Genomic DNA, 23,086 nt, shown 5'->3' with positions numbered 1-23,086 from the left:
GGCGGCGGGAGGATCACGCATTCTAGGAGTTAGGACTCCGCCCGGCTGTCATGGGGAATCGCGCAGGCGCTCGCGGTGCCCGTGCCGCAGTCGGAAATCACGTTCCGGTGGGTGGCCACCCAGTGGTAGATGCGGCTCCCGACGGCGCGGCTGAGCCAGGGCAGGTAGAAGAGCGGCACCGCCCACCACAAGCCCGGCACGCGCAGCACGGCGTGGCGATAGGCCTCGAAGCCGGCGAAGCGGCGGCCGTCGGTGGTGACGAGGTACAGGGCCAGCTCGAGTTCGGCGTCGCTGACCACCGGCGATGGATGCCGGCGGAAGTCGCGCACCGCGATCTGCGAGAGGCCATCGAAGGCCAGGAAGGCCGCCATCGAGCGCTTGCAGAAGCCGCAGTGGCCGTCGTAGATCATCTCCATGCCGCCGAAGCGGCGCTGCCAGGCTTCGCGCCATTGCGCGAGCCAGGTCGTGCGCACGAAGGCCAGGTGGGCAAAGATCATCACGAAGGAGAAGGCGTACAAGCCCAGCATCACCGCGATGCCCACGTGCAGCGCGATGGCCTCTGCCAGCAGCCAGCCGCGTCGCGGCCCCCAGACGAGGAAGGGGTAGGCCAGCTCCAGCACGATGGTGGCGTAGGTGAGCAGGTTGACGATCCAGAACTGGCTGACCAGCCAGCTCAGCGGGATGTTGGCGTACTCGTAGTTCGTGAGGGCAAACCAGACCGCATGCCCGTGCCACCAGCTCGCACCCTGCAGCTTGGTGGCGCCGGCGAGGAAGAAGAACACCACCATCTGGAACTGGATGAGGCGCAGGCACAGGCCGGCGCGGGCGCTGGTGGCCGAAGGCAGAACATGGGACAGATCCACCAGCTTCGCCCGGCGCACCGCGAGCCAGCGATCCAGGCTCAGCGACTGGCCGATGGGGGCGAGGCACAGAAGCCACAGCAGGCTGGCGGTGATGTTGTCCACGCCATAGGCGATCAGCGGATTGCGATGCAGCAGCGACAGGTGCGCCACGAGCACCAGCCACTTCACCCAGCGGGTCTGCCAGCCGATGGTGAATGCCAGCATGCCCAGCACGGCCGTGGCGATGAAGGCTTGCTGTGGCCATCCTGGCGCCAGGTGAGTGAGCAGTGATTGCTGCCACGGGCCCTGATTCAGCTCTGCCAGCGCTGCGGCATCCACCCAGCCGCCATCGGCATAGAACGCGAGCAACTGCGTGCCCAGGGCCGCATACAAACCCAGCAGCGTGAGGCCGACGCCGATGCGGACCACGTCGAGCATCAGCACCGGCTGCGGCGTGAACCAGAAATCCGTCCAGCGTTGCCAGGCATGGCGTGCATAGGCTGCCGGCTGGAGCATCGACGGCGAGGGCGGAGCGGGCAGGGCGCTCATGTGGATCCCGGCGCTGGCTGGCAAGTCACCGGCGGCATCTGCGCCAACTCCACCAGCGACGCGTCCAAGGGCCTGAGTCCTTGCGCATGCTGCTCCGGCGTGATGCGAAGCTGCTTCACCACGGTGAACACGATGCGCACCGGATGCTGTGCGGCATGCTGGCGGCACAGCATCTGCCCGACGCTGTTCATGAGCGCAGGCGAGTCGTTGTCGACGGACGAAGCCAGTGTGGTGAAGCGCAGGTAGGCCGGGTCGCTGCGCGGCACGGCCTCGCTGAACAGCATCTCGGTGCGGTGGCCCTGCGCGTCTTCGATGCGATAGCGCAGCGCGCGGCCCGCGGTAGGGTCCGGCGCGAAGAAGGCCCAGCCGCCGTCCAGGTGCAGGAATTCGGCGTAGGGCCTGACGAGCGGATAAACCTGTGACGACAGGTACGAGTCCGGCATGGCCGCCAGCACGAGCACCGTGCCGTGCCATGCGGCGAACAGCGATCCGAAGGCGATCGCTGCCCGCTTGCGCAGGATGGCGTTCACACGCCGGGCGTCAGGGCTTGACCGCGCCTTCCACGGCCTTCATGTCGGCCGCGCCTTTCTGGCCCACCATGCCCTTTTGCATGGCCATGCCCTTCTTGTCACCGCCCTTGTCGCCGCCTTCCTTCATCATCATGCTGCCCTTCTTGCCGCCGCCTTCTTTCATCATCGCGGCGTTGCCTCCGTTGAGCATGACGGCACCCTTCTTGTCACCGCCCTTGTCTCCACCTTCCTTGACCATCATGGCGCCCTTCTTGTCGCCACCCTTGTCGCCGCCCTCCTTGACCATGAGGGAGCCTTTCTTGTCGCCACCGCCCTTGTCGCCGCCTTCCTTGACCATCAGGCTGCCCTTCTTGTCACCGCCGCCTTTGTCGCCACCTTCCTTGACCATCATGGCGCCCTTCTTGTCGCCACCCTTGTCACCGCCTTCCTTGGCCATGACGGCGCCCTTGGGCTCCTTGGGCGGCATGTTGTTCTGCGCGAGAACGGGAAGCGCCAGCAGGCTGCCTGCGGCGATGGCGATGAGGGTCTTGGTGAAGTTCATGGCTGGCCTCCAAAAGGGGTGTTTGCACCGTATGCCGCCTCCCGGGCGGGTGACGGGCAGTGTTCGGATGCAACGGGCCAACGTCAATCGGAGTTGTCGCGGGGTTTCCCCTAGGACGTGGGACGCATGACTTCAAAGAAGCCCGGAGTGGTGCTTTGCCAGCCAGGCTTCGGTCCACGCCAACAAGGTTTTCGCCTGCTCGACAGACTCCTTGACCACGGAGTCTGCGATCAGATCGCCAGAGTATTCCGTCAGGTTTCGCTGCTTGCGCAGGGCATCGAGGATTCGCACGGTCGACGGATCAATGCCCATCGTCAGCGGCAGGGTCTGGATTGCCGTCTGGTGGTGCCCTGGTTTGCTGGTGAGGGTGCGATACCCATTGGCGTTCAGGCCCAGGTCGGCCAGCATCCGAATGGCGGTGTAGGCCGACGCAAAGCGGGTCTCGGCGCTGATGTTGATTGCTTGTGCATCGGCATCTGCCGACGGGTTGCAGCCAGCAGGCGCCGCACCGTGTTTTGATCGGGCGCAATCTCGTCAAGACTGACGCCGACCAAGTTTTTCAAGCTCATTGTCATTTCCGATCAGATAGATCTTTGCGCGCTGCAGTACGTCGTTCACGAACGTGTCCCGGGCCTTGACTCGCTGTTTCCATTCGGTCTTGCTGAACACCTGCGGATTGACTTCTCGTCCGAGCTCGGCCTGCACGGAGTGCGTGGCGTTCACGATCTCACCGAACGAGATGTCGCCGATGACCAGCAGGTCGATGTCGCTGCCGCTTGTTTCCTCGTGGCGCGCGATGGACCCGAAGATGAGTGCAACGCTGATGTGATCTGAATGCGGTGCCAATGCATCGGTGAGGACGTCGCCAATGCCGATGGTTTTTTTCAGGATGCTCGCCAGCTCGGGGTACAGCGGGTTGGATCGATTGGCCACGTAGCGCAACTGATTGCCCACGACTTCGCGGTCCAGCAACTGCGCTTCGTGCAAACGGGCAAGCTCCTTGTTCAAGGTTCCCGCGGTGGTGCCGGTGAGTCTCGCGATTTCGCGCACATGCAGCGCCCGGTCTGGATGCAGCAGCATCAACCCGAGCACCCGCCGCCGATAGGTTCCGGGAAACAACAAATCGACGGCGGACACGGGTGTAGCTTTCATGGCTACGAATGTAGCTCAAAAGGCTACGACTTCACAATCGAGGCCACCTGCGGTGTTTCCGCCACCACCCGCGCGTGCCGTTCATACGTCCAATACGCCCAGGCCCAGTCGATCATCACGATGATCCGGTTGCGAAAGCCGATGAGGAAGTAGATGTGCGCGAACAGCCAGAACAGCCAGGCGAAGAAGCCAGAGAAGCGGATCGCGCCCACCACCGGAACGGTGAGGTCCACCACCGCCGCCTTGCGGCCCACGGTGGCGAGGTTGCCGTAGTCGATGTAGCGGAAGGCGCGCGGGCTCTCGCCGCGCAGTCGGCGCAGGATGTTGGCCGCCGCCGTGCGTCCCATCTGCTTGGCGCCGGGGCTCACGCCGGGCACGGGCTTGGGTTCGCCGCGGCCGTAGCTCTTGGCGGCGGCCAGGTCGCCGATCACCGAGATTTCCGGATGGCCGGGCACCGTCAGGTCCGGCTCGACCACCACGCGGCCGGCACGGTCCAAGGTGGCGCCGGCATTCGCGGCCAGCGCCCGGCCCAGCGGCGAGCCCGCGACGCCGGCTGCCCAGATGACCGTCCTGCTGGGCAGGTACTGCGCGCGCGTGGTGTCGCCGTCCCGGGTTTCGTAGGTGACGCCGTCTCCGTCGATGGCCGTGACCTTGCAGCCCGTGCGCACGTCCACGCCCAGCTTCGTCAACTGCTCCCGCGCCTTCTGCGACAGCTGCGGCACGAAGGCACCCAGCACGCGGTCGGAGCCTTCGAGCAGCACGACTTGCGTCTTGGTGGAGTCGATGCGGCGGAACTCCATCGGCAGCGTGTGCTGCGCGATCTCGGTCATGGTGCCGGCCATCTCCACGCCGGTGGGGCCGGCGCCGATCACGACGAAGGTCATCCACGGTGCGCGCTCGACGTCGGTCTGGCAGCGCTCGGCGCGCTCGAACGCGCCGATGACCTTGGCGCGGATGCTGAACGCATCGGCCAGCGTCTTGAGGCCCGGCGCATGCTCGGCCCATTCGTCATGGCCAAAGTAGCTGTGCGTCGCGCCGGCGGCGACGATGAGGTGGTCGTATTCGAGCGGCTCGCTGCCATCGAGCACCAGCTGGCGCGCCGCGGCGTCGATGTCCGTCACCACCGCCTGCAGCACGGTGAGGTTGCCTCGCTTCATCTGCCGCCGCAGCGTGTGGCGGATGGGCGCGCTCACCGCGGGAGCACTGAGCCCCGCGGTGGCGACCTGGTACAGCAACGGCTGGAACAGGTGGTGGTTGGTGCGGTCGACGAGCGTGATCTCGACATCCGCGGTCGACAGCGCACGGACGGCTTCCAGCCCTCCGAAGCCGCAGCCGATGACCACGACCTTCTTTCTTGGCGAACTCATGACATCCTCATGGAGTGGGAGAAGGGGAACTCTGCAAGGACGCCTGGAGCTTCCTGCGCACCAGGTTGATGTGGCTGCGCAGCGCGTAGAGCTCGTCGGTGTAGCTCAGCGGCACGCTCACCCGCTCGACGCGCGTCTCGATGCCGTCGAGGTCCTTCATCAGTTCTTCCGCGGGCCGCTCGCCCTGGGCGTTCTCGACCGTGCGCAGCTGGCCGTACCAGCGGAAGATGCGCGAGCGGATGCGGAACTCGTACAGCGGCGGCACGATGCGCGACATGGGGATCAGGATGGCGATGATGGACACCAGCGCCACCCACATGCGGTCGATCAGGTTGGCCAGCCAGAAGGGCAGGTACTGCTGCAGGAGCGGCGGGCCGTTGCGGTAGAAGCGGTCGGCCTCCTTGGACAGCGGCCACTCGGTGTTCTTCGGATTCGGGAACTCCGCCTTGTGCTGGAACCAGCCCGCTTCCCCGTGAATCTGGCGAGCCGCCTGCACGAAGAGCTGGATGAGCGCCGGGTGCGTGTCGTCCTTGGCCGCCAGCCCGGCGGTCGGCGCGACCAGGTGCATGTCGTCTGCGGGCAGGTCGCGCGCCAGGTCCACCACGCCGCGCGGCAGCGTCACCGGGCTCATGTACGGGAAGCGGCGCGAATAGGCCTCGGCCTGGTTGAAGTGGAAGAGCTTGACGCCCGGCGTCTGCAGCAGCATCTGCACCATCAGCGACTCGGGCGCCGAGGCAAAGACCAGCGCATCGATCTCGCCGCCCAGCAGCGCCACCACCGCGGGCGTCTGCTCCAGGCGCGAGAGCGTGAGGCTGGCCTGGTCGACATGGTTGGCGTCCAGCATGCGCTTCATCAGGTTGGGCGCACCGCTGCCCTTGGCACCGATGTTGAACTTCCACCCAGTGAGCTGCGTGAGGCTGGTGAGCGAATCCGCCTTCAGCAGGCGCTGCGCGGATTCCTCGCGATAGAAGAGCCACACCGGCTCGTAGAACAGGCTGCCCAGCGACACCACGTCGTCCGCTTCGGGGTTGTCTGCACGCAGCTTCTCGCCGGCGCCGCCCTGCACGAAGGCCAGGTCCACGCCGGACTTCGGGTCGCGCAGGAGCTTGAGGTTCTCGGCCGCGCCCTGGGTGGCGCGCAGCTCGACGGTGATGCCGCGCTTCTTGAGGATGGCGGCATAGCGCTTGCCGAACTCGGAATACGCCCCCTGGTCAGGCCCGGTGGCGAGCACCACCTTCTTGGGCGGCGTCGGGTCCAGCAGCACATAGGCCAGGCCCAGCAGCAGCAGCGCGATGATCATGAAAGGCCCGGCCGTGACGAGCAGGTCGCGGACGGAGACAAGGGTGTGGCGCAGGACTTTGGGCATGGCGTCGGACACGGCACGTGGACAAACGATTCACACGATACCGCGTTGCCGCATGGCCTCGTGACCAGCGGTACCTGGCCGGTCGCGGTTATGCTTTTCGATCCTCCACGTGTTTTTCGCGCCCTGCACAGCCATCGATGCGCCTGCTCCTCGTCGAAGACGACCGCATGATCGGCGACAGCCTGCGCGCCGCGCTGCGCCTGGACGGCCATGCGGTCGACTGGGTGCGCGACGCGGTGGCCGCCCAGGCCACGCTGGCCACCGAACGCTTCGACCTCGTGCTGCTGGACCTGGGCCTGCCCAAGGGCGACGGCCTGGACGTGCTGCGCGGCCTGCGCGCCCGGCCCGACAGCACGCCGGTGATCGTGCTCACCGCACGCGACAGCCTCACGGACCGCGTCGCCGGACTGGATGCCGGCGCCGACGACTACCTCGTGAAGCCTTTCGAGCTGGATGAGCTGAACGCCCGCATCCGCGCCGTGACGCGCCGGCACAGCGGTCGCGCGCAGCCCGTGCTCAGCCACGCCGGCGTGACGCTGGACCCGGCCACCCGGCAAGTCACCAAGGACGGCACACCGGTGCTGCTGTCCGCCCGCGAGTTCGCCGTGCTGGAAGCGCTCATGCAGCGCCCCGGTGCCTTGCTCTCACGCGCGCAGCTCGAAGACCGGCTCTACGGCTGGGGCGAGGAGATCGAGAGCAATGCGGTGTCGGTCTACATCCACCAGCTGCGCCGCAAGCTCGGCGCCGACTTCATCCAGAACGTGCGCGGCGTGGGCTACTTCGTGGGCGGCCCGCAGTGAAGTCGTTGCGCGTGCGCTTGCTGCTGGCCTTGCTGGCCATGCTTGCATTGGCCGCGGCGGCGATGGGCCTGCTCACCTACCGCAGCGTGCTGGCCGAGACCGAGGCCTTGTTCGACTACCAGCTGCGGCAGATGGCCCTGTCCCTGCGCGACCAGGGCGAGATCGCACCCGAGCAGGCCCGTGCCTTCGCCGACGACGACTTGGACTTCGTCGTGCAGGTCTGGTCCATCGACGGCCGCAGCGTGTACCAGTCGCGGCCTCACCCGGAACTGCCGGCACGCGCGGCCCTGGGCTTTGCCGACATCTCCGCCGGCGGGCAGACCTGGCGCACCTTCGGCGTGGCCACGCCGCTGCGCGTGATCCAGGTGGCGCAGCCCCTGACGATCCGCAAGCGCCTGGCGGCTGACGCCGCCTTGCACGCCGTGTTTCCCTTGCTGCTGATCGCCCCGGTGCTGGCGCTCGTGGTGTGGTGGGTCACCAAGGTTGCCCTGCGACCGCTGGCCGAGCTGGCCGGCGAGGTGCAGGGCCGCGACGGCCAGTCGCTGGCGCCGCTGCCCACGCAAGGGCTGCCGGAAGAGGTCTCGCCGCTGGTGGCTGCGTTCAACCAACTGCTGGAGCGCCTGTCGCAGTCGCTGGATGCGCAGCGCGCCTTCGTCGGTGATGCGGCGCACGAACTGCGCTCGCCGCTGACGGCCTTGAAGCTGCAACTGCAGCTGCTGCGCCGTGCGGGCGATGACGCATCGCGCGAAGAGGCACTGGCCGCCTTGTCCACCGGCATCGAGCGTGCGACGCGCCTGGTCGAGCAACTGCTCGCGCTGGCCCGCAGCGAGCCTGGCGCGACGGCCATGGCGCTGTCGCCGCTGGACCTGAGCGAGGTCGTGCGCCAGGCCATGGCCGACACGGTGCCGCTGGCCTTGTCGCGGGGCGTGGAGCTGGAGCTCTTCGCCGACCAGCCCGTGCCCGTGCAAGGCGAGCGCACCTCGCTGGCGGTGCTGGTGCGCAACCTGGTCGACAACGCCGTGCGCTACTCCCCCAAGGGCGCACGCGTGGAGCTGCGCGTGCTCGCCGAGCAAGGCCATGCCACGGTGCATGTGGACGATGCCGGCCCCGGCATTCCTCCTTCGGAGCGCGGCCGCGTGTTCGACCGCTTCTACCGCCGCGCCAGCAACGACGAGCCGGGCAGCGGCCTGGGCCTGGCCATCGTCAAGGGCGTGGCCACGCGGCACGGCGCAACGGTGAGCCTGTCGGACTCGCCGCTGGGCGGGCTGCGTGTCACGGTGCAATTGCCGATGGGCGCGGCCTAGGGCCTCGTCGCCAACCCCGTGCGCCCCAATCCGGCAACGGTCGTGCCCGGCCTTCTCCTACAGCGTTGCCCGCCATCGTCCGGTTACTGGCAACGGGGCTTTGGGGGACAAAGGATTCTCCAAGACCGCTGGAGTACGACATGCTCAAGAAGACACTCATCGCTGCCTGCATCGCTGCTGCATTCACCACCATCCCTGCCGTGTCGGGCGCAGCGACCACCGTGTGGGTTCGTCAAGCTCCGCCGGCCGTTCGTGTCGAAGAGGTTCCGGCCCCGAGACAGGGCTTTGCGTGGGTCCCGGGCCACTGGGAATGGCGCCATGGCCGCTATGTCTGGTACCGGGGCAACTGGGTCCGCGAACGCGTGGGATACGCCTACGCCGCGCCGACCTGGGTCGAGCACAATGGCCGCTGGCAGATGCAGCAAGGCCATTGGTCGCGGCATGACGAAGACCACGATGGCGTGCCCAACCGCCATGACCACGACCGCGACGGCGACGGGGTTCGCAACAGCCAGGATCGCCACCCCGACAACCCGAACCGCCAGTGATCGGGACTCTTAATCCTGGCCTAACCAAGCGCTAACCGAGGCCTAATCGGGCGTTCCTATCTTCCTCGTCATGCGGAATGTTCCGCGACTGATTCGAGGAAGACACCATGATGAAGCCTTTGACCGCCGCACTGGTCGCGGGAGGTGTGCTGGTGAGCACGGCAGGCGCGTTCAGCCTGCGTCCCGCCTGGTTCAAGAATGACGACAAGGTGGCCGCCGCATCGACGGTTGCGCCTGCCGCTGCCAACACGTCTGCCGCCGCCGCGGCCACGGTGCCTGCGGTGCCTGTGCCGATGCTGGCACCCTCGGTGCCCAACTACCGTGCCATCGTGAAACAGGCCGGCCCTGCCGTCGTGGGCGTGACGGTGGAAGGCATGCACAAGGCCACCGCCGAGGAATCGGGCCTGCCGCCCGGCGCCGAGAACGACCCGTTCTTCCAGTTCTTCCGCGGCCTGCCCGGCTTCCAGGGGCGAGGCGGGCGCGGCGGCCTGCCGTCGGTGCCGTTCAAGGGCCAGGGTTCGGGCTTCATCATCTCGTCAGACGGCCTGATCCTCACCAACGCCCACGTCGTGCGCGAGGCCAAGAACGTCACCGTCAAGCTCAGTGATCGCCGCGAGTTCAGCGCCAAGGTGCTGGGCTCGGACACCACCACGGACATCGCCGTGCTGCGCATCGACGCCAAGGACCTGCCCACGGTGCGGCTGGGCGACCCGCAGGCGCTGGAGGTCGGCGACCCGGTGCTGGCCATCGGCTCGCCCTTCGGCTTCGAGCAGACCGCCACCCAGGGCATCGTGAGCGCCAAGGGCCGCTCGCTGCCGGGCGACGCGGTGGTGCCGTTCATCCAGACCGACGCGGCGGTGAACCCCGGCAACTCCGGCGGCCCGCTGTTCGACGGCAACGGCTCGGTCGTGGGCATCAACGCACAGATCTACTCGCAGTCCGGCGGCTACATGGGCCTGTCGTTCGCGATTCCCATCAACGTCGCGCTGAAGGTGAAGGACCAGATCGTGGCGCATGGCAAGGCGCAGCATGCGCGGCTGGGCGTGACGGTGCAGGAGCTGAACCAGGCGCTGTCGGAGTCCTTCGGCCTGCCGCGCCCGGGTGGTGCACTGGTGTCCAATGTGGCGCCCAGCAGCGCGGCGGCGGCGGCCGGCCTGAAGTCGGGCGACGTGATTGCCTCGGTGAACGGCCAGGCCATCGACCATTCCGGCGAGTTGTCCAGCATCATCGGCATGTCCGCGCCGGGCGAGCACGTCAAGCTCAAGGTCTGGCGTGACCGCAGCTGGCATGAACTGGAAGCCAAGCTGGGCAGCGCCGAGGAACCGGGCAAGCAAATTGCTGACAAGGATGGTGCGGCCGAGCCCGGTTCGCTCGGCCTGGCGCTGCGGCAACTGACGCCGCAGGAAAGGCGCCAGGTCCATGTGGACCAGGGCATGGTGGTGGAAGACGTGGGCGGCCCGGCCGCACGCGCCGGCATCGAGCCGGGCGACGTGCTGCTGGCCATCAACGGCAAGCCGGTGCAATCGATCGACACCGTCAAGAGCGTGCTGCAGAGCAAGCCCAAGAGCGTGGCCTTGCTGGTGCAACGCGATGGCGACAAGATCTTCGTGCCGGTGAACCTCGGGTAAGCGTCTGTACAACAGCGCCGGCCCGCAACGAGGAGAGTGAGCGATGAGATCGATGACGCTTCTTCTGGGCGGGCTGGCGCTGGCGGCCTCTGCCATGGCTGCGGGCCTGCCGCCCGAACGGCAGGCCGGTGGCGTGAGCTACGTGAGCGGCGGCGTGTCGGCCGACGAGGCCGAGGCCTTCAAGGCCATGCGCAACAACTATCCGCTGGCCATCGAGCTGGTGCAACAGGTGGGCGGGCGCAACATGTTCACCGCGGACGCGAAGGTGCGCGTCATGGACAGCGCAGGCCACGTGGTGCTCGACGCCCGCGCCGACGGCCCGTTCATGCTGGTGCGGCTGCCGCCGGGCCGCTATCGTGTGGAGGCCACCTTCAAGGGCATGACGACGGAATCGCCTGCCACCGTGAACATCGGCGGGCATGCCCAGGCCACCTTGAACTTTCCGGGCAGCCCGGACTGAGCCACTTCTTCAGTCGTCGGCTCAAGTGCTGAGCAGCGCCGTGTAGCGGCGCTGCATTTCTTCGGGCGTCAGCTTCTCGATGGTGTGGCCCAGCAGCCAGTCGTGGCCGAACGGGTCGCGGATGCGGCAGCTGCGTTCGCCGTAGAACTGGTCGGTGGGTGGCATCACCATCGTGGCGCCGGCGGCCACGGCTCGTGCGCCCATCTCGTCGGCGTTGTCCACATGCAGGTGCACGGTGCAGCCCGTGCCCTTGTCGGTCTGCGGGCCGCGCATGCCGTACTCGGGAAACTCGTCGGCCACCATGAGCACCGCCGGACCGAGCTGGAGTTCGACGTGGCCGATGCGGCCGGAGGGCTCGGTAAGACGGAAGATTTCCCTGGCGCCGAAGGCCTGCCCGTAGAAGGCGACGGCGGCTGTCGCGTCGCGGACCATGAGGTAGGCGAAGACTTCGTGGATGGTGTTCATGCAGGGCTCCGGGATGGGAATGGCCGGGAGTGTGGAGGCATCCAGCGCCGCCGTATTGGAGATTTTTTCGGCGCTACCGGATGGCCACGTGTGTCGGCTGGTCCGCTTGCACCGGCAAGTAGCTCGATGGCGTCATCCCCGCCAGCCGCCGGAATTCATGGATGAGGTGCGACTGGTCGTAGTACCCGCCATCGACGGCCACCTGTGCCCAGTCCCGTGGGCCGCAGCGCACCAGGGTCGGCAGCAGGGCATTGAAGCGCCGCACCCGCGTGTAGCGCTTGGGCGTGAGGCCGACGTTGGCTTCGAACCGGCGGATGAACTGCGCAGTGCTCAGGCCGGTGGACTGCTGGATCGGTTCGATGAGTGCATCGGCCGGCGAGCGCTCGAAGCTCGACAAGGCATTCGCGATGATCGGATCGGGCGCCGTCGCACGCAGCCGCTGGGCCAACAGGTGTTCGAGCAGTGCCAGCGCATCGTGCGGGGTGGGGGCCAGGGCCAACTGTTCCTGCAGGTGCCGCGCGGCCGGCCCCCACAGGTCTTCCAGCAGCTCGGTGCGATTGCGCAGCTCAGCACACAAGGATCCGAACAGGGCCGCGGCACCGCCCGGCTTGAAGTGCACGCCGGCCACGCGCGACGGACCTTCCACGCCACGCACCGAATGGCGGTCGTGCGCGCCCTGCACGATCGGCCCGCGCAGCCGCCGCGCCCCCGCGTCGTCCTCACTGCCGTAGCGAAGGATGTCCTGCCCTTCCAGCAAGGGGATCACGATGTCCGCGCAGCCCGTGGGCAGGCTGCGTTCGCGGCGGTGCGGCAAGGCCCCGCGCTCGCTGAACCACAGGTGCTCCACGAAGAGCGCCAGCGGTGCAGCGGGCTTGCGGGTGATGAGCATGGCGTGTGGTTGCTACAGGTCGGTGCGCAGTTTCCAGATCTCGGGAAACAGTACCACGTCCAGCATCTTGCGCAGGTAGCCCACGCCGCTGGTGCCACCGGTGCCGCGCTTGAAGCCGATGACGCGTTCCACCGTCGTGACGTGCCGGAAACGCCAGAGGCGGAAGGCGTCTTCGAGGTCGGTCAGTTCCTCGCCGAGCTGGTAGAGGTCCCAGTTCGCATCGGGGGAACGGTAGACCTGCAGCCAGGCTTGTTCCACTTCGTCGCTCGATACGTAGGGCTGCGTCCAGTCGCGCTCGACGTAAGCCGCAGGAATCGGCAGGCCGCGCCGGGCCAGCAGCCGCAAGGACTCGTCATACAGCGACGGCGCCCTGTACGCCTGCTCCACCCGTTCGAGCAGGTCGGGCCGATGCTGATGAGGCTTGAGCATGGCCGCATTCTTGTTGCCCAGCATGAACTCCACGCAGCGGTATTGCCAGCTCTGGAAGCCGCTGCTGTTGCTGAGGTAGGGGCGGATGGCCGAGTACTCCGGCGGCGTCATCGTCGCCAGCACGTCCCAGGCGTGCACGAGCTGCTCCATGATCTTGCTCACCCGCGCCAGCATCTTGAAGGCGCTGCCCAGCTTGTCCTGCGACACGCACTGCACGGCGGCGCCCAGCTCGTGCAGCATCAGCTTCATCCAGAGCTCGCTGGTCTGGTGCTGCACGATGAACAGCATCTCGTTGTGGTCGGGCGAGAGCGGGTGCTGCGCGTTCAGCACCGCGTCCAGGTGCAGGTAGTCGCTGTAGCTCATGTCGCGGCTGAAATCCAGCTGCGCGCCTTCTTCCTTGACGATCTTTTCGCTGCTCATGTCACCGCCGCACGCTGGTTGAACCGGGCCTCGCGCCACTCGCCGCCATCAAGCACCTGCGCGAGATGCTCCACCGAGTTCCACACATCGATGAAGCGCACGTACAGCGGGGTGAAGCCGAAGCGCAGGATGTCGGGCGCGCGGAAGTCGCCGATCACGCCGCGCGCGATGAGCGCCTGCATGATGGCGTAGCCGCCTTCCTCACGAGCGAAGCTCACCTGGCTGCCGCGGATCGACGCGTCTCGCGGCGTCTGCAACGTGAGGCCGTGGCCGGCGCAACGCTGCTCGACCAGGGCGATGAAGGTGTCGGTCAGTGCGATGGACTTCCTGCGCAGTGCCGTCATGCCGCCCAGCGGTTGTGCGGCGAGCATCGTGTCCACGCCGCATTCCAGCGCGGCCATGGAGATGACCGGTGGCGTGCCGCAGATGAAGCGGTTCACGCCCGCTGCCGGACGGTAGTCAGGCGTGAACTCGAAGGGCGCTGCGTGGCCCAGCCAGCCCGACAACGGCTGCCACAGCTGCTCGGCATCCATCACCTCGGTGTGCGAGCGATGGGCCCAGGCGAAGGCCGGTGCGCCCGGACCGCCGTTGAGGTACTTGTAGCCGCAGCCCACCGCGAAGTCGGCACCGGCGGCGTTCAGGTCCACCGGCACGGCACCGGCTGAATGGGCCAGGTCCCAGATCACCAGCGCACCGGCTTCCTGTGCCTGCCGGGTGAGGGCGGGCATGTCGTGCATGCGGCCGGTGCGGTAGTTCACGTGGGTGAGCATCAGGACGGCCAGGTCGTCGTCCAGGTGCGCGGGAATCTCGTCGGGCTCCACCAGCCGCAGCACCAGCCCCCGTTCGCGCGCCAGGCTCTCGGCGATGTAGAGGTCCGTCGGGAAGTTGTGCCGCTCGGACACGATGACCTTGCGCTGCGGTGCATCGGTGCGCTGCAGGTTCAGCGCCGCGGTGAGGACCTTGAAGAGGTTCACCGAGGTGGAGTCCGCCACCACCACCTCGTTCTCGCCCGCACCGATGAGCCGGGCGATCTTGTTGCCGATGCGCTGCGGCATGTCGATCCAGCCGGCGGTGTTCCAGCTGCGGATGAGGTCCTGGCCCCACTCGCGCGTGACCACGTCGGCCACGCGGGCCGCAGCGGTCCTGGGCAGCACGCCGAGCGAATTGCCGTCGAGGTAGGTCACCCCATCGGGCAGTTCGAATTGCTCGCGCAGCGGCGCGAGCGGGTCTTGCGCATCGAGCGCGAGGCAGTCTTGTCTCGTGGTCATGGTCGGGTCGTCGGTCAGAGTTCGCGCAGCACCGCCCGCACGGGGCTGGCGCAGGCCTGGGTGAGTTTCAGGGGCAGGGCAATCAGTTCGTAGTCGCCGGCGGGCACCTCGTCGAGCACCAGGTTCTCGAGCACGCGCAGGTCGTTGGCGAGCAGCCGGTGGTGGCTGTCCAGTGTCTTGCTGCTGGCCGGGTCCACCGACTGGCTGTCGATGCCCACCAGCTTCACGCCCAGCGTGGCCAGCCAGTCGATGGTCTCGGGCGCGAAGGAGGCAAAGTCCTCACTCCAGGTGGTGGGCGCCCGCTCGCAGGTGCGCACCAGCACGCGTTCGGGAACGCCCTCGATGAAGGGCAGCAAGTGTTCGGGCCGCACCAACTGACCCTTGCCGATGACATGGAACACGCGGCACGGCCCGAGGTAGGGAACGAGGCTCACGGCGCCGATGGCCGGGGCGTCGTCCGCATAGTGAAGCGGTGCATCGGCATGCGCGCCGATGTGCGGCGACATCGTGATCGCGCTCAGGTTGACCGGGCAGCCAGGACCGATGCGCGCCGTCCATTTCTGCGAGTACGGCTCGTCGCCCGGGAACAGCGCAGAGTCCGGTGCGATGGGCGGTGAGATGTCCCAGATGCGTTTCATGCAGGGGACGTTAGCACCGGTTCAAAGCGCGTGGTGTCGGTTTATTCGCACACTCGACCCATGGTTTGCGATTATTTGACATCTCAAATATCTCAACCTAAAGTAACTGCGTTCCCACCTGGAGTCGGAAGCGGTTTTCATGCGCATCACCTGCATCGGCGGCGGTCCGGCCGGCCTGTACCTGGCCCTGCTGATGAAGAAGCAGGACCCGTCGCACGAGGTGACGGTGCTGGAGCGCAACCGCGCCGGCGACACCTTCGGCTGGGGGGTGGTGTTCTCCGACCAGACCCTGTCCGCGCTGCAGCGCAGCGACCCGAAGACGGCCACGCAGATCCTGGACGCCTTCAACCACTGGGACGACATCGAGGTCCACTTCCGGGGCCGCACCATCCGCTCGTCCGGCCACGGCTTTTGCGGCATTGGCCGGCGGCGGCTGCTCGACATCCTGCAGGCGCGCTGCACCGAACTGGGCGTGAACCTGCGCTTCGAGACCGACGTGGCCGATGACTCGCAGGTCGACGCCGACCTCATCATCGCGGCCGATGGCCTGAACAGCCGCATCCGCAGCAAGTACGCCGCCACCTTCTCGCCCGACTTCGACCTGCGCCGCTGCCGCTTCGTGTGGCTGGGCACGCACAAGTGCTTCGATGCTTTCACCTTCGCCTTCGAGGAAACGCCCTGGGGCTGGTTCCAGGCGCATGCCTACCGCTTCGACGAGAACACCTCGACCTTCATCGTCGAGGCGCCGGAGGAGGTGTGGCGCGCGGCGGGGCTGGAGGGCATGTCCAAGGAAGAGGGCATCGCCTTCTGCGAGCGGCTGTTCGCGAAGTACCTCGATGGGCATGCGCTCATGTCCAACGCGGCGCACCTGCGCGGCTCGGCGCAGTGGATCCGCTTCCCGCGCGTGGTGTGCAAGACCTGGATCGAACCGAACGGCGGCGCAGACGGCCGCACGCCGGTGGTGCTGATGGGCGATGCAGCGCACACGGCGCACTTCTCCATCGGCTCGGGCACCAAGCTCGCGCTGGAAGATGCGATCGACCTCGCGGCAAGCCTTGCCGCACAACCGCATGACGCGATGGCCGCGCTGCAGGCCTACGAAGCGCGCCGCAGCATCGAGGTGCTGAAGATCCAGAACGCCGCGCGCAATTCCACTGAATGGTTCGAGAACGTGGCGCGGCATGCGAAGCTGGAGCCCGACCAGTTCGCCTACTCGCTGCTCACGCGCTCGCAGCGCATCTCGCACGAGAACCTGCGTGAGCGCGATGCCGTCTACGTGGGCGGCTTCGAGCACTGGATTGCCGACCGCGCCGGCCTGCACGTGCCCGATGGCGTGCCGCCGATGTTCACGCCGTTCCAGCTGCGAGGCCTCACGCTGAAGAACCGCGTGGTCGTCTCGCCGATGGCGCAGTACAGCGCGGTGGATGGCGTGCCGGGCGACCATCACCTCGTGCACCTGGGGGCGCGGGCCATGGGTGGTGCCGGGCTGGTGTTTGCCGAGATGACCTGCCCCACGGCCGAGGCGCGCATCACCCCGGGCTGCCCGGGCCTGTGGAACGACGAGCAGCAGGCCTCCTGGAAACGCATCGTGGACTTCGTTCACGGCGGCACCAGCGCGAAGATCGCGATGCAGCTCGGCCATGCCGGCGCGAAGGGATCCACGCGCGTGCCATGGGAAGGCGAAGACCTGCCGTTGGCGTCCGGCAACTGGCCGCTCATCTCCGCATCGCCTCTGCAATACATCGATGGCGTGAGCGACTGGGCCCGGGCCATGACGCGCGACGACATGCACCGCGTGACGCAGGACTTCGTGGCCTCCACCCGCCGGGCGCAAGCGGCCGGCTTCGACTGGCTGGAGCTGCACTGCGCTCACGGCTACCTGCTGTCGGCCTTTCTCTCGCCGCTCACCAACCAGCGCACCGACGAGTACGGCGGCTCGCTGGAGAACCGCCTGCGCTATCCGCTGGAAGTGTTCCAGGCGATGCGCGCTGCATGGCCTGAAGACAAGCCCATGTCGGTGCGCATCTCGGCGCACGACTGGGTGGACGGCGGCAACACGCCCGAGGACGCCATTGCCATCGCGCGTGCCTTCAAGCAGGCCGGTGCCGACCTGATCGACGTGTCCTCCGGCCAGGTCAGCAAGAAGCAGAAGCCGGTGTACGGCCGCATGTACCAGACGCCGTTCGCCGATGCCATCCGCAACGAGGTCGGCATCGCGACGATGGCGGTGGGCGCGATCTCCGAGGCCGACCATGTGAACAGCATCATCGCGGCGGGCCGGGCGGACCTGTGCGCCATCGCGCGGCCGCACCTGGCCAACCCGGCATGGACGCTGCTGGAGGCCGCGAAGATCGGCCACACCAACGGCATCGGCGTGGACTGGCCGGTGCAGTACCTCTCGGGCAAGTCGCAGCTGGAGCGCAACCTGGAGCGCGAACGCGCGCTCGCCGCGCAGAACGCCGGGCTGAGCCCGCAGGAACAGGCCAACCTGGCGCAGGGGGTCTGACATGAAAGGCCTGCACGCAGTCGTCACCGGGGGAGGCAGCGGCATCGGTGCGGCCATCGCGATGGCGCTGGCCGCCGAGGGCGTGGCCGTGACGCTCATGGGCCGGTCGATGAAGCGGCTGAAGTCGCTGCCCCTGCCCGCCTCGCATTGCATCGTGGCGGACGTGTCCGACCCCGAGAGCGTCAAACGCGCCTTCGATGCCGCGGCGGACTTCGGCCCGGTGGACATCCTCGTCAACAACGCCGGGCAGGTGGAGAGCCAGCCCTTCGTGCGCACCAGCGTCGACGTCTGGCAACGCATGCTGGACGTGAACCTCACCGGCAGCTTCGTGTGCACGCAGCAGGTGCTGCCAGGCATGGTGGAGCGCGGCTTCGGCCGCATCGTGAACGTGGCGAGCACGGCGGCGCTCAAGGGCTATGCCTATGTCGCGGCCTACTGCGCGGCCAAGCATGGCGTGCTGGGCATGACGCGCGCACTGGCCCTGGAGGTGGCGAAGAAGGGCATCACCGTGAACGCGGTGTGCCCGGGCTACACCGAGACATCGATCGTCGACAAGGCCGTGCAGCAGATCAGCAGCAAGACTGGCCGCAGTGCCGACCAGGCGCGTGCTGAACTGGCGTCGAGCAATCCGCAAGGACGCCTGATCCAGCCCGACGAGGTGGCGCGCACCGTGGTGTGGCTGTGCCGGCGCGAGTCCTCGTCCATCACCGGCCAGGCCATCGCGGTGGCCGGCGGGGAGGTGATGTGAGCGCCGCCCGGCCGCCCGAAGGCGCTCGCACCGCAGTGCGAAGCACGGAGGTTACTCAGCACGCCATTCCCGACCAAGACCTGGAGTCGCGCGTCATCGACGACCACCACCAGGCCATCAAGCTGTGGCTGCGCATGCTGGCGTGCACGACGCGCATCGAGTCGGTGGTGCGCAACCGCCTGCGCAGCGAGTTCACGACGACGCTGCCGCGCTTCGACCTGCTGTCGCAGCTGGAGCGCGAGCCCGACGGCCTGACCATGGGCGAACTCTCGCAACGCCTGATGGTGACCGGCGGCAACGTGACGGGCGTGACCGACCAGCTCGAAGCCGAGGGCCTGGTGAAGCGCACGCCCCATCCGCACGACCGACGGGTGTCGTCGGTGCAGCTCACGCCCGCGGGCAAGCGGCAGTTCCGCCGCATGGCCGCAGTCCACGAGCAGTGGGTGATCGAGCTGTTCGCCGGCTGGAGTGCGCAGGAGAAGTCGCAGGTCTATGCGCTGCTGGCCGGCCTCAAGAAACACCTGGGCGACGTGGACCCCGCGCTGCCCAAACGCAACAAATCGAAGAAGGAGACGGCATGAGCCGAACCATGGATTCGCACCTGCTGGCCGGCAACCGCCGCGATGCCGCTGGCCTGGCGCCCAAGCACTTTGGCTGGCGCATCGAGGACAAGGTGGGCGTGGTCACGCTGGATCGACCCGAGCGCAAGAACCCGCTGACCTTCGAGAGTTATGCGGAGCTGCGCGACCTGTTCCGCCTGCTCGCCCAGGCCGACGACGTGCGCGCCGTCGTGATGCAAGGCGCCGGCGAGAACTTCTGCTCCGGTGGCGATGTGCACGAGATCATCGGCCCGCTCACGAAGATGACCATGCCGGACTTGCTGACCTTCACGCGCATGACGGGCGACCTGGTGAAAGCGATGCGGGGCTGCCCGCAACCCATCATCTCGGCGATCGACGGCGTGTGTGCCGGAGCGGGGGCGATCATCGCGATGTCGTCGGACCTGCGCATCGGCACCGCGCGCAGCAAGGTGGCCTTCCTGTTCTCGCGCGTGGGCCTGGCCGGTTGCGACATGGGCGCCTGCACGATGCTGCCGCGCATCATCGGCCAGGGCCGTGCGTCCGAGCTGCTGTTCACCGGCCGTTCGATGAGCGGCGACGAGGCGCTCGCCTGGGGCTTCTACAACCGCATCGCCCGCAGCGATGACCTGCACGCCCACGCCGTGGGCTGGGCGGCCGAGCTGGCCGCCGGCCCCACCTTCGGCCACGCCATGACCAAGCGCATGCTCCACCAGGAATGGGCCATGGGCGTGGACGAAGCCATCGAGTCCGAGGCGCAGGCGCAGGCCATCTGCATGATGACGCAGGACTTCCATCGGGCCTACGCGGCATTCGCGGCCAAGGCCAAGCCGGTCTTCGAAGGCGACTGAGCGATGGACCGCCAACACCTGGAGCTGCCGTTCTTCGAGGCTCGCCATCGTGAACTGGCGGCGGCCGTGGATGCCTGGGCCGGCGCGCATGTGCACCACCCGGCAGGCCTCGGCGTGGACGACGAGTGCCGGCAGCTCGTGCGGCAACTGGGCGAAGCGGGCCACCTGCGCCATGCCGTGGCCGGCGTGGCGCAAGGTGGCTCGGCGGAGGTGATCGACACCCGCTCCATCTGCATCCTGCGCGAGACGCTGGCCTTCCACCATGGCCTGGCCGACTTTGCCTTCGCCATGCAGGGCCTGGGCTCGGGCGCCATCTCGCTGCACGGCACGCCGGCCCAGCGCGAGCGCTACCTGCCGCGCGTGGCACGCGGCGACGCCATCGCGGCATTCGCGCTGTCCGAGCCGCACGCCGGTTCCGACGTGGCGGCCATGGCCTGCGAGGCCAAGGCCGAAGGCGACCACTACGTGCTCGATGGCGAGAAGACCTGGATCTCCAACGGCGGCATCGCAGACTTCTACGTGCTGTTCGCCCGCACCGGCGAGGCACCCGGTGCACGCGGCATCAGCGCCTTCATCGTGGACGCGAACACCCCGGGCTTCGAGATCGCCGAGCGCATCGACGTGATCGCACCGCATCCGCTGGCCAGGCTGCGCATGAACCGCTGCCGCATCCCGACATCGCAGCGCCTGGGCGACCCCGGCCAGGGATTCAAGATCGCCATGCAAACGCTGGACATCTTCCGCACCTCCGTCGCTGCCGCCGCACTGGGCTTTGCACGCCGCGCCCTGCACGAAGGCCTGCAACGCGCCACGCAGCGCCAGATGTTCAGCCAGCGCCTGGCCGACTTCCAGCTCACGCAAGCCAAGCTCGCCGACATGGCCACCACGGTGGACAGCGCCGCGCTGCTCACCTACCGCGCCGCCTGGCAGCGCGACCAGGGCGAGACGGTGACGAAGCAGGCCGCCATGGCCAAGATGGCGGCCACCGAAGGCGCGCAGAAGGTCATCGATGCCGCGGTGCAGCTCTTCGGCGGCGAAGGCGTGCGCAGCGGGCAGATGGTGGAGTCGCTGTACCGGGAGATCCGAGCGCTGCGGATCTACGAAGGGGCGACCGAGGTGCAGCAGCTCATCATCGCCCGCGAACTGCTGCGCGATCTCTGACAACGCGTGAGGTGTTCCGTGACACGTCCTTCCCATGTCGATGACTTCTGTGCGCGCAACCTCCCGCCTCGGGAGTGGTGGCCGGAGTTCCGCTTCGATCGCCCAGAACTCCAGTTCTCCGAGCGGATGAACTGTGCGTACGAACTGCTGGACAAGTGGGTGGCGCAAGGCCACGGCGACCGGCCCTGCCTCATCGGCAGCGAAGTGCGGTGGACCTATGTCGAACTGCTGGCACAGGCCAACCGCATCGCCAACGTGCTCACGCAGGACCTGGGCCTGGTGCCCGGCAACCGCGTGCTGCTGCGCGGCGCGAACTCGCCGATGCTGGCCGCCTGCTGGCTGGGCGTGGTGAAGGCCGGCGGCGTGGCGGTGGGCAGCATGCCCCTGCTGCGGGCCAAGGAGCTGACGCAGATCGTCAACAAGGCCGAGATCAGCCACGTGCTGTGTGATGAGCGGCTGGCCGACGAGGTCCGCAACGCGCAGCCGCAATGCCCGACGCTCAGGCGGGTGGTGTTTTTCCACAGCGATGCGGCCGACGGCCTGGAGGCGCGCGCGGCGGCCAAGTCGCCACAGTTCGCGAACGTCGACACCGCGGCCGACGAGGTCTGCATGATGGCCTTCACTTCCGGCACCACCGGCACGCCCAAGGGCGCGGTGCAGTTCCATCGCGACGTGATGGCCGCCTGCTGGTGCTGGCCCAGGCATCACCTGCAGGCCACCCGCGACGACCTCTTCATCGGCAGCCCGCCGCTGGCCTTCACCTTCGGGCTGGGCGGGCTGCTGCTGTTCCCGCTGTCCATCGGCGCATCCAGCGTGCTGCTGGAGAAGGCCACGCCCGACGTGCTGCCCGCGGCCATCGAGAAGTACAAGGGCACGGTGTGCTTCACCTCGCCCACCGCCTACCGCGCGATGTCGGCGGCCGTGAAGAACCACGACATCAGCTCGCTGCGCAAGTGCGTGAGTGCCGGCGAGGCGCTGCCCGCCGCCACCCGCAAGCTGTGGAAGGATGCGAGCGGCATCGAGATGATCGACGGCATCGGCTCGACGGAAATGCTGCACATCTTCATCTCGCACACCGACACGGATGCGAGGTCCGGCGCCACGGGAAAGGTCGTGCCCGGCTACACCGCCGCGATCCTCGACGACGACCTGAAGCCATTGCCGGCGGGAAAGATCGGCCGCCTGGCCATCAAAGGCCCCACCGGTTGCCGCTACCTCGGCGACGACCGCCAGCAGCAGTACGTGCAAGGCGGTTGGAACCTCACCGGCGATGCCTACCTGGTCGATGAAGACGGCTGGTTCGTGTACCAGGCCCGCACCGACGACATGATCGTGAGCGGCGGCTACAACATCGCCGGCCCCGAGGTGGAAAGCGTGCTGCTCGCCCATCCGGCAGTGGCCGAATGCGGCGTCATCGGCGCGCCCGATGAGGAACGTGGCCAGGTCGTGAAGGCGTACATCGTGCTGCGCCCTGGATTCACCGGCAACGACGAGATGTGCAAGACCCTGCAGGACTACGTGAAGCAGACCATCGCCCCCTACAAGTACCCGCGCAAGATCGAGTTCCGCGAGAGCTTGCCCCGCACCGAAACCGGCAAGCTGCAGCGCTTCCGGCTGCGTGCAGAAGCATCCAGCGGAGGCCAGGCATGAAACTGCTGCAACCCGCGGGCTGGAAGCCGCCGCGCGGCTACGCGAACGGCGTCGCTGCCCAGGGCACGACGGTGTTCGTGGCCGGGCAGATCGGCTGGAACGCGCAGTGCGAGTTCGAGAGCGACGACTTCGTGGCGCAGGTGCGGCAGGCGCTGCTGAACGTGAGGGCCGTGCTGGAAGCAGGAGGCGCGCGGCCCGAGCACATCACCCGCATGACCTGGTACCTCACCGACAAGCGCGAATACCTCGCCCGCGGAAAGGAGATCGGCGCGGTGTTCCGTGAGGTCATCGGCAGCTACAACGCGGCCATGAGCGCGGTGCAGGTGGTGGCGCTCATCGAGGACCGGGCGAAGGTGGAGATCGAAGTCACGGCCGTCATTCCCGCGTAGGGTTTTT

General features: G+C 67.7%; 24 protein-coding genes. 12 read left to right on the top strand and 12 right to left on the bottom strand.

The window, feature by feature from the left end:
- Positions 1-29: 29 nt before the first annotated feature.
- The 7 genes from DZC73_RS03135 to DZC73_RS03110 form a co-directional block, all read right to left on the bottom strand.
- Complete coding sequence (locus DZC73_RS03135; RefSeq protein ID WP_161974430.1) at positions 30-1,391, bottom strand: DCC1-like thiol-disulfide oxidoreductase family protein; 1,362 nt, start codon at positions 1,389-1,391, stop codon at positions 30-32.
- Positions 1,388-1,921, bottom strand: coding sequence for a hypothetical protein (locus DZC73_RS29600; RefSeq protein ID WP_161974429.1), 534 nt, complete (start codon positions 1,919-1,921; stop codon positions 1,388-1,390). The genes DZC73_RS03135 and DZC73_RS29600 overlap by 4 nt, the downstream gene beginning before the upstream one ends.
- A 10-nt stretch (positions 1,922-1,931) precedes the next feature.
- Positions 1,932-2,462, bottom strand: a complete 531-nt coding sequence (locus DZC73_RS03130; RefSeq protein WP_124538725.1) for a hypothetical protein — start codon at positions 2,460-2,462, stop codon at positions 1,932-1,934.
- Between the two features lie 132 nt (positions 2,463-2,594).
- Complete coding sequence (locus tag DZC73_RS30120) at positions 2,595-2,870, bottom strand: hypothetical protein (RefSeq protein ID WP_235834965.1); 276 nt, start codon at positions 2,868-2,870, stop codon at positions 2,595-2,597.
- A 126-nt stretch (positions 2,871-2,996) separates the two neighbouring features.
- Entirely contained in the window at positions 2,997-3,599 is a 603-nt protein-coding gene (locus DZC73_RS03120; protein ID WP_235834964.1) for a nucleotidyltransferase domain-containing protein, read from the bottom strand.
- A 38-nt stretch (positions 3,600-3,637) separates the two neighbouring features.
- A complete protein-coding gene (locus DZC73_RS03115) occupies positions 3,638-4,981 on the bottom strand; it encodes an NAD(P)/FAD-dependent oxidoreductase (protein WP_124538723.1) in 1,344 nt (447 codons plus the stop codon).
- A gap of 7 nt (positions 4,982-4,988) precedes the next feature.
- Positions 4,989-6,347, bottom strand: a complete 1,359-nt coding sequence (locus DZC73_RS03110) for a TAXI family TRAP transporter solute-binding subunit (protein WP_124538722.1) — start codon at positions 6,345-6,347, stop codon at positions 4,989-4,991.
- Between the two features lie 137 nt (positions 6,348-6,484).
- Between DZC73_RS03110 and DZC73_RS03105 the strand changes: the two genes are divergently transcribed.
- From DZC73_RS03105 to DZC73_RS03085, 5 genes are all read left to right on the top strand, one after another.
- On the top strand, positions 6,485-7,147 hold the full coding sequence (locus DZC73_RS03105) for a response regulator (RefSeq protein ID WP_124538721.1): 663 nt from the start codon (positions 6,485-6,487) through the stop codon (positions 7,145-7,147).
- The gene (locus DZC73_RS03100; protein WP_124538720.1) at positions 7,144-8,451 is read left to right on the top strand and encodes an ATP-binding protein; all 1,308 of its coding nucleotides are present in this window, start codon (positions 7,144-7,146) and stop codon (positions 8,449-8,451) included. The genes DZC73_RS03105 and DZC73_RS03100 overlap by 4 nt, the downstream gene beginning before the upstream one ends.
- Before the next feature lie 140 nt (positions 8,452-8,591).
- Positions 8,592-8,999, top strand: a complete 408-nt coding sequence (locus tag DZC73_RS03095; protein ID WP_124538719.1) for a YXWGXW repeat-containing protein — start codon at positions 8,592-8,594, stop codon at positions 8,997-8,999.
- Positions 9,000-9,106: 107 nt separating this feature from the next.
- Positions 9,107-10,627, top strand: a complete 1,521-nt coding sequence (locus DZC73_RS03090; RefSeq protein ID WP_198414765.1) for a Do family serine endopeptidase — start codon at positions 9,107-9,109, stop codon at positions 10,625-10,627.
- Between the two features lie 43 nt (positions 10,628-10,670).
- Positions 10,671-11,087 (top strand): carboxypeptidase-like regulatory domain-containing protein, encoded by a 417-nt coding sequence (locus DZC73_RS03085; RefSeq protein WP_124538718.1) that lies wholly within the window; start codon positions 10,671-10,673, stop codon positions 11,085-11,087.
- A gap of 21 nt (positions 11,088-11,108) precedes the next feature.
- Here the strand turns inward: DZC73_RS03085 and DZC73_RS03080 are convergent, their stop codons facing one another.
- The 5 genes from DZC73_RS03080 to kynB all read right to left on the bottom strand — a co-directional run bounded on the left by DZC73_RS03080 (position 11,109) and on the right by kynB (position 15,196).
- Positions 11,109-11,552 (bottom strand): VOC family protein, encoded by a 444-nt coding sequence (locus tag DZC73_RS03080; protein ID WP_124538717.1) that lies wholly within the window; start codon positions 11,550-11,552, stop codon positions 11,109-11,111.
- 73 nt (positions 11,553-11,625) lie between these two features.
- Positions 11,626-12,441, bottom strand: coding sequence for an AraC family transcriptional regulator (locus DZC73_RS03075; protein ID WP_124538716.1), 816 nt, complete (start codon positions 12,439-12,441; stop codon positions 11,626-11,628).
- 12 nt (positions 12,442-12,453) lie between these two features.
- Positions 12,454-13,290, bottom strand: coding sequence for a tryptophan 2,3-dioxygenase (gene kynA, locus DZC73_RS03070; RefSeq protein WP_124538715.1), 837 nt, complete (start codon positions 13,288-13,290; stop codon positions 12,454-12,456).
- Positions 13,287-14,558 carry a kynureninase gene (gene kynU, locus DZC73_RS03065; protein ID WP_124538714.1) on the bottom strand — a complete coding sequence of 424 codons (1,272 nt, stop codon included), beginning with the start codon at positions 14,556-14,558 and terminating at the stop codon, positions 13,287-13,289. Before kynU ends, kynA begins: the two co-directional genes overlap by 4 nt.
- 14 nt (positions 14,559-14,572) lie before the next feature.
- A complete protein-coding gene (kynB, locus tag DZC73_RS03060) occupies positions 14,573-15,196 on the bottom strand; it encodes an arylformamidase (RefSeq protein ID WP_124538713.1) in 624 nt (207 codons plus the stop codon).
- A gap of 139 nt (positions 15,197-15,335) precedes the next feature.
- Here kynB and DZC73_RS03055 point away from each other — a divergent pair, with 139 nt between their 5' ends.
- The 7 genes from DZC73_RS03055 to DZC73_RS03025 are packed head-to-tail and all read left to right on the top strand — an operon-like array spanning position 15,336 to position 23,079.
- A complete protein-coding gene (locus DZC73_RS03055) occupies positions 15,336-17,702 on the top strand; it encodes a bifunctional salicylyl-CoA 5-hydroxylase/oxidoreductase (RefSeq protein ID WP_124538712.1) in 2,367 nt (788 codons plus the stop codon).
- Position 17,703: 1 nt separating this feature from the next.
- Entirely contained in the window at positions 17,704-18,450 is a 747-nt protein-coding gene (locus DZC73_RS03050; RefSeq protein WP_124538711.1) for an SDR family NAD(P)-dependent oxidoreductase, read from the top strand.
- Positions 18,451-18,485: 35 nt separating this feature from the next.
- Positions 18,486-19,031 carry a MarR family winged helix-turn-helix transcriptional regulator gene (locus DZC73_RS03045; protein WP_407924085.1) on the top strand — a complete coding sequence of 182 codons (546 nt, stop codon included), beginning with the start codon at positions 18,486-18,488 and terminating at the stop codon, positions 19,029-19,031.
- Positions 19,028-19,879 carry an enoyl-CoA hydratase family protein gene (locus DZC73_RS03040; RefSeq protein WP_124538710.1) on the top strand — a complete coding sequence of 284 codons (852 nt, stop codon included), beginning with the start codon at positions 19,028-19,030 and terminating at the stop codon, positions 19,877-19,879. Before DZC73_RS03045 ends, DZC73_RS03040 begins: the two co-directional genes overlap by 4 nt.
- A 3-nt stretch (positions 19,880-19,882) precedes the next feature.
- Positions 19,883-21,040 carry an acyl-CoA dehydrogenase family protein gene (locus DZC73_RS03035; protein WP_124538709.1) on the top strand — a complete coding sequence of 386 codons (1,158 nt, stop codon included), beginning with the start codon at positions 19,883-19,885 and terminating at the stop codon, positions 21,038-21,040.
- 18 nt (positions 21,041-21,058) lie between these two features.
- Positions 21,059-22,690: an AMP-binding protein gene (locus tag DZC73_RS03030; protein WP_124538708.1), complete on the top strand. Its 1,632-nt coding sequence runs from the start codon at positions 21,059-21,061 to the stop codon at positions 22,688-22,690.
- Positions 22,687-23,079, top strand: a complete 393-nt coding sequence (locus DZC73_RS03025) for a RidA family protein (RefSeq protein WP_124538707.1) — start codon at positions 22,687-22,689, stop codon at positions 23,077-23,079. Before DZC73_RS03030 ends, DZC73_RS03025 begins: the two co-directional genes overlap by 4 nt.
- Positions 23,080-23,086: the final 7 nt, after the last annotated feature.

Origin of the sequence: Rhizobacter terrae, from assembly GCF_003852895.1 — a bacterium.
In the GTDB taxonomy this organism is placed as follows: Bacteria; Pseudomonadota; Gammaproteobacteria; order Burkholderiales; family Burkholderiaceae_C; genus Albitalea; species Albitalea terrae.
The sequence above is the reverse complement of the archived record's forward strand: the minus strand, read 5'-3'. Positions and strand labels throughout refer to the sequence as shown.

Coding starts and splice junctions, on each gene's coding strand:
- kynU (WP_124538714.1), bottom strand. CDS start 14,558: ATGACCACGAGACAAGACTGCCTCGCGCTCGATGCGCAAGACCCGCTC.
- DZC73_RS03115 (WP_124538723.1), bottom strand. CDS start 4,981: ATGAGTTCGCCAAGAAAGAAGGTCGTGGTCATCGGCTGCGGCTTCGGA.
- DZC73_RS03110 (WP_124538722.1), bottom strand. CDS start 6,347: ATGCCCAAAGTCCTGCGCCACACCCTTGTCTCCGTCCGCGACCTGCTC.
- DZC73_RS03040 (WP_124538710.1), top strand. CDS start 19,028: ATGAGCCGAACCATGGATTCGCACCTGCTGGCCGGCAACCGCCGCGAT.
- DZC73_RS03130 (WP_124538725.1), bottom strand. CDS start 2,462: ATGAACTTCACCAAGACCCTCATCGCCATCGCCGCAGGCAGCCTGCTG.
- DZC73_RS03085 (WP_124538718.1), top strand. CDS start 10,671: ATGAGATCGATGACGCTTCTTCTGGGCGGGCTGGCGCTGGCGGCCTCT.
- DZC73_RS03050 (WP_124538711.1), top strand. CDS start 17,704: ATGAAAGGCCTGCACGCAGTCGTCACCGGGGGAGGCAGCGGCATCGGT.
- DZC73_RS03055 (WP_124538712.1), top strand. CDS start 15,336: ATGCGCATCACCTGCATCGGCGGCGGTCCGGCCGGCCTGTACCTGGCC.
- DZC73_RS03025 (WP_124538707.1), top strand. CDS start 22,687: ATGAAACTGCTGCAACCCGCGGGCTGGAAGCCGCCGCGCGGCTACGCG.
- DZC73_RS03090 (WP_198414765.1), top strand. CDS start 9,107: ATGATGAAGCCTTTGACCGCCGCACTGGTCGCGGGAGGTGTGCTGGTG.
- kynA (WP_124538715.1), bottom strand. CDS start 13,290: ATGAGCAGCGAAAAGATCGTCAAGGAAGAAGGCGCGCAGCTGGATTTC.
- DZC73_RS30120 (WP_235834965.1), bottom strand. CDS start 2,870: ATGCTGGCCGACCTGGGCCTGAACGCCAATGGGTATCGCACCCTCACC.
- DZC73_RS03075 (WP_124538716.1), bottom strand. CDS start 12,441: ATGCTCATCACCCGCAAGCCCGCTGCACCGCTGGCGCTCTTCGTGGAG.
- DZC73_RS03080 (WP_124538717.1), bottom strand. CDS start 11,552: ATGAACACCATCCACGAAGTCTTCGCCTACCTCATGGTCCGCGACGCG.
- DZC73_RS03035 (WP_124538709.1), top strand. CDS start 19,883: ATGGACCGCCAACACCTGGAGCTGCCGTTCTTCGAGGCTCGCCATCGT.
- DZC73_RS03135 (WP_161974430.1), bottom strand. CDS start 1,391: ATGAGCGCCCTGCCCGCTCCGCCCTCGCCGTCGATGCTCCAGCCGGCA.
- kynB (WP_124538713.1), bottom strand. CDS start 15,196: ATGAAACGCATCTGGGACATCTCACCGCCCATCGCACCGGACTCTGCG.
- DZC73_RS03105 (WP_124538721.1), top strand. CDS start 6,485: ATGCGCCTGCTCCTCGTCGAAGACGACCGCATGATCGGCGACAGCCTG.
- DZC73_RS03095 (WP_124538719.1), top strand. CDS start 8,592: ATGCTCAAGAAGACACTCATCGCTGCCTGCATCGCTGCTGCATTCACC.